The sequence below is a fragment of the bacterium genome (assembly GCA_024228115.1).
Taxonomy (GTDB): domain Bacteria; phylum Myxococcota_A; class UBA9160; order UBA9160; family UBA6930.
In genome coordinates this window covers 1-4,156 of the sequence record JAAETT010000495.1, presented here as the reverse complement: position 1 = coordinate 4,156, position 4,156 = coordinate 1, and the positions used below count along the sequence as shown (strand labels likewise).

Here is a 4,156-nt window from a genome sequence, read left to right as displayed (position 1 = left end):
CTGTTTCTCTGCGTCCAAGACATTTGCCATGGCCGGCGAGGCTATCCGCCTCGCCCGCCTCAACGTCCTGGACGACTCCCCGTTCTATGGCCGGTTTTCAGGTGATCACGTATGGCCGCTTTTGGGTGTTCACCGAGGCCACGAGGCCGGAGATGCCGATCGCCACCTCGGGCTCGATGTGAAGCCGGCTATCCGGCGGAGCCTGGAAGGTGCTGCCAGATGAGAGGACCTGGTGACCATCGAGCCACCCAAGGCCCGGATGAGGCAGCGAGAGCTGGTCGAGAACCTCAGGGACGTTGATTCCGATCTTCCAGCCGCGGCGGGGCATGCCCTCGGCCCGAGCAGCCGCAAAGCTCCGGAGCTGGAGCTCCATTCCAGGCGCAAATGGCTTCGACTCAATTCGCATGTTGCAGGTCCAACGGATCGGGTCTCATCGGCAAGCCCCTGTCACGCGGCCACTCGAACTCGCTGGCGTGCCGGGTGGCTACGTCGCGGAGAGCGCTGCGAGTAACTCGGATCGATCGAAGTGGACGTGGTTCGCGTAGATCAGGCCGTCTCGAAGCTGGACGCTACACACGCCGTCTGCCTCGATCGTTCGCCCGACGACGGGGATCGAAGCGTGCCACAGGTTGAGAAATCCATCTTGCATCGGGATCGAGCCTCGCTGGACCCAGACCCACTCTGGATTGTGGCCGAGGAGCTTCCCGAAATAGGACAGCAGCGCGTCTTGTCCTCGCACGCCCTGGCGCACGACAGGGTCTGAGTAGACGGCATCCTGGGTGTAGAAGGACGCGAGAAGGTCTGGGCGATTCCCGGTCCAGGCGGGCAGCCACTTCTCTGCGAACGTGCGCGCATCCGTCTCGTTCATCCCGTGAAACTGCATCATGCCTCGCTTTGCGTTTCAACGCCTCGATGGGCGGCGGGCGAACCGCTGTTGTTCAGCGCATGCCGGCCAGGAGTCCCCGAGTTCTCTGCCGCCGATCTGGGCCCGAAGGGGCGTCCCGAATGATCGGTTCGACGAATGCTGTGAAGGCCGCTCCCGCAGCGCCCGCGAGTTCCGAGACCGTCTCTTGCATGCATCTGTCAGGCATTCCTCCGACCGCCGGTCCTTCGCACCGACCGTCCCAAGGCTACCTCCGCAATCCCCAGGCTGAGGTACAACCAATGGAGCCAGTGGATTCCCGCGAACCAGTAGACTTGAAGTGCGATCCACGCAACAAGAAAGGCGCCAAGGGCCATGGCCGTCTCGCCAGCATACTGACGTCGCACGAAGGTCGCGACGGATCCCATGAGGCTGCCCAGGCCGTTTACAGCGAAGAGGACGGTCCCCGGAATCAAGAAGGTTGCGAAGGGCGTTCTCTGGAGCAGCTCGAGCGGTATTCCGAGACCCCCACCAGTCGGGTCCAACACCAGCCCAAGTCCGCCCGCCACCGCGCCGACACCGATGAACGCCTGCAGAACTCCCAATCCGACGGACAGGCCGCTCCTCATCGTTGGGATTGCCTCCATTCAAGCGGAAATAGCAGGATGGGTCCCGATTTCCTGGCACCCATTCGAGGCTGCGAAACGGATCTGGGCTTCAACTGGGTGACGGTGATCTCCGGTTAGGCAACGACCAGCCTAAATCCAAGATCGATCTCAGAGCGATCGAGGAGGTGGCGATACTGGCGGCGCCAGGCGCCCGATTCGAGATCGGCTCGAAGCCTGGAGACGCCCGGCTCCAGACTTCCAATCAGGGAAAGAACGGAAATGGCCGATCGAATTCCGGCGTCGAGATAGGCATGCGGGCGCCGCCAGTACGCTCCGAGAAATCCATCCGTGCAGTCATGTGGAATGGGAACATAGAAGACCTTCGACGTGCCCAGGAGATGTTGGATTGTCGACAGCGCCGGCATCATGCGGCGATCTACCTCCAGAATCTCTGGAAAGTAGTCCGTGAGCCAGAAACCATCCACGGACGTGTCGAAGGTAAGAATGACCACCGTTTTTCGGGCAACGCGCCTTAGTTCCTCGATGCCCCGCGAGATGTCGGGCCAATGGTGGAGTGTGAGGACCGCGAGCGACGCGTCGAAGCTCTCGTCACGGAAGGGAAGATCGGTCGCCGAAGCGCGCACCGCAGGCGGCGCCTCGGATGGCCGCTGACGAATCATCACCTTGGATGGCTCCACTGCGACGAGTGTGCGATCACGCGGCTCGTAGGAGCCCGTGCCTGCGCCGACGTTGACGACGCTCTCAGAACTCCCCAACGCCCAGGCGATTCGCTCAGCGATCCGGGGGTCTTGCTTCCGCCGCTCGCCATACCCGCGGCCGATCGAGTCGTAGAGTGCCATCGCTCCGCCCGTCCAACGGATCGGCGTCAACCCGTGTGGATTGGCGCCACCGGGCTCCGCCGAGCCTTCAAGGGGTGATTCCAAAACGGTACACGGGTCATCTTGACCGCGTTCTTCCACGTCTGTGCTCGTCCCCTGGTTCGAAGGTGGCAACGCGCCGGTGCGAGCCAATCTGACGGGTTACAGTTGGTCTGGATCTGGAGCGAGGATGGGTCATGGCTCGGTCGGCAGGCTATTCGAGTCGTTTTCTTGCTTGGGCTTACGCGGCCGCGAGCCCGCTCTACGACCTCATCGTCTGGTGGGGGTTTCTGCCACTCGGCGGCGAGCGGCGATGCCGCCGCGAGTTCGTGCGTTGGATGCGTCTCGAGCCCCGCATGCGAGTCGCATCGCTCTGTTGTGGTACGGGGACGATGGAGCGCGCGATCCTGGAAGAAGCGCCGCTCGTAGAGATCACGGGTGTAGACCTGGGATCAGGTCAACTGGCCCGAGCTCGGAGGCTCGATCCCCACTCGCGTGTCAGCTACGTCCAGGCAGATGCGACTGCGAGCGGACTCGACAGCGGGGCCTATGATCGAGTGCTGATCTCGCTTGCACTTCACGAAATGACGAGGCCGACCCGCCTTGGTGTGCTCCGTGAGGCGCGGCGGTTGTGCGCGCCGACCGGAAGAGTTGTTGCAATCGAGCATGGACGACCAACGACTCGGCGTTCGCGCCTTCTTCGAGCGCTCTGGTGGTTCTTCTGGATACCCGGAAACCCCGAGGTGCCTACCTCCCGAGACTTGCGGGCGCGAGGCCTGGACCGGGAGATGGCAGAGAGCCGGCTCGAAGTCGAGGCGCATGAGACCACGAGCCCCGATTGGATTGAGGCGTTCATCGCATCTCCGACCGCTTCCGCCTAGTGCATCGGCGTTGGCCGGCAGAATGCGCTGCCGGGCTAGCCCGAGCCTGCAAGACTTGAGGCCATGACGGTACAGCCATCATTCGAGTCGCGGTGTTTCACGTTCGCATCAACGCACGATTGGCCGGCGAGTCCACGTAGGCAATGGCTGAAGCTACGTTCTCTGATATCGGGTTCACCGAGTCGAGGATGAGACGTTCCTCGTTCCAGGGCGCGAAGTATCTCTGCACCCGCTCTACTTCGGACCATTCGAGCTCGGGCCATCCGGGAATGCCACGCTGTCGTTGCCCGAGTCGCCGCCGGTGAAGCTCCGAATCGGAGCAGATGCACTCGATGACGAACCAGGAGGCGTCGAACTCGAGAGCCATCGCTCGCCACGTTTCCCGTACGGGGCTGGTACTCGCAACGCTATCGAGGACAGCCGATTGGCCGAGTGCGAGCTGGCGGCGTGCCAGGGTCGTGAGAAGCGAGTACCCGACGATGCCAAGCTGCTCCTGCGCAACCACACCAGACTGAAGGAGCGAGGCTTCGAGCCAATCCTTGGCGAAGACAGGTGCCTTCAGGTACGCCGCCATCGACTCGGCGACTTCTGTCTTGCCGGTACCAGGGAGGCCGCTCAAAACGACTAGCTTCGCGGTCATGAACTCGTGTCGGCCGACCTTACGGCCACCCACTGGATATGGCATTCAGCGTTGGCCGCGGCCCTACGGCTTGACTGAGGTGCCGAACAAGAAACCCAGGCTAGCAGGCCCAGGGCGCCGCGGCGTGCCGTCATCAGCTGCAGAGTCCTGATCCTCATCCAGGCCCCCTCCTGAACCCACTCGGCCATCGAGTAGGTTGGATGCACATAACACAGAGCATCCGCTCAGAAGGAGACCCGATGAGATTCTACACGAACAGCCATATGCACTCCTGCGGGATCGATCTG

General features: G+C 62.6%; 6 protein-coding genes. 1 reads left to right on the top strand and 5 read right to left on the bottom strand.

Annotation, left to right across the window (positions count from 1 at the left end):
• Positions 1-97 precede the first annotated feature (97 nt).
• The 4 genes from GY937_21075 to GY937_21060 all read right to left on the bottom strand — a co-directional run bounded on the left by GY937_21075 (position 98) and on the right by GY937_21060 (position 2,330).
• Complete coding sequence (locus GY937_21075; protein ID MCP5059206.1) at positions 98-373, bottom strand: hypothetical protein; 276 nt, start codon at positions 371-373, stop codon at positions 98-100.
• A gap of 111 nt (positions 374-484) precedes the next feature.
• Positions 485-868 carry a nuclear transport factor 2 family protein gene (locus tag GY937_21070; GenBank protein MCP5059205.1) on the bottom strand — a complete coding sequence of 128 codons (384 nt, stop codon included), beginning with the start codon at positions 866-868 and terminating at the stop codon, positions 485-487.
• Positions 869-1,083: 215 nt separating this feature from the next.
• Positions 1,084-1,491: a hypothetical protein gene (locus GY937_21065; protein MCP5059204.1), complete on the bottom strand. Its 408-nt coding sequence runs from the start codon at positions 1,489-1,491 to the stop codon at positions 1,084-1,086.
• Positions 1,492-1,604: 113 nt separating this feature from the next.
• A complete protein-coding gene (locus tag GY937_21060; protein MCP5059203.1) occupies positions 1,605-2,330 on the bottom strand; it encodes a class I SAM-dependent methyltransferase in 726 nt (241 codons plus the stop codon).
• A gap of 215 nt (positions 2,331-2,545) precedes the next feature.
• Between GY937_21060 and GY937_21055 the strand changes: the two genes are divergently transcribed.
• On the top strand, positions 2,546-3,229 hold the full coding sequence (locus GY937_21055) for a methyltransferase domain-containing protein (GenBank protein MCP5059202.1): 684 nt from the start codon (positions 2,546-2,548) through the stop codon (positions 3,227-3,229).
• 97 nt (positions 3,230-3,326) lie between these two features.
• Here GY937_21055 and GY937_21050 read toward each other — a convergent pair whose 3' ends face one another.
• Positions 3,327-3,869 carry an ATP-binding protein gene (locus GY937_21050; protein ID MCP5059201.1) on the bottom strand — a complete coding sequence of 181 codons (543 nt, stop codon included), beginning with the start codon at positions 3,867-3,869 and terminating at the stop codon, positions 3,327-3,329.
• Between the last annotated feature and the right edge of the window lie 287 nt (positions 3,870-4,156).

Excerpts from the sequence above, each read along its gene's own strand:
- GY937_21065 (MCP5059204.1), bottom strand. The coding sequence starts at position 1,491 with ATGAGGAGCGGCCTGTCCGTCGGATTGGGAGTTCTGCAGGCGTTCATC.
- GY937_21060 (MCP5059203.1), bottom strand. The coding sequence starts at position 2,330 with ATGGCACTCTACGACTCGATCGGCCGCGGGTATGGCGAGCGGCGGAAG.
- GY937_21075 (MCP5059206.1), bottom strand. The coding sequence starts at position 373 with ATGGAGCTCCAGCTCCGGAGCTTTGCGGCTGCTCGGGCCGAGGGCATG.
- GY937_21050 (MCP5059201.1), bottom strand. The coding sequence starts at position 3,869 with ATGACCGCGAAGCTAGTCGTTTTGAGCGGCCTCCCTGGTACCGGCAAG.
- GY937_21070 (MCP5059205.1), bottom strand. The coding sequence starts at position 868 with ATGAACGAGACGGATGCGCGCACGTTCGCAGAGAAGTGGCTGCCCGCC.
- GY937_21055 (MCP5059202.1), top strand. The coding sequence starts at position 2,546 with ATGGCTCGGTCGGCAGGCTATTCGAGTCGTTTTCTTGCTTGGGCTTAC.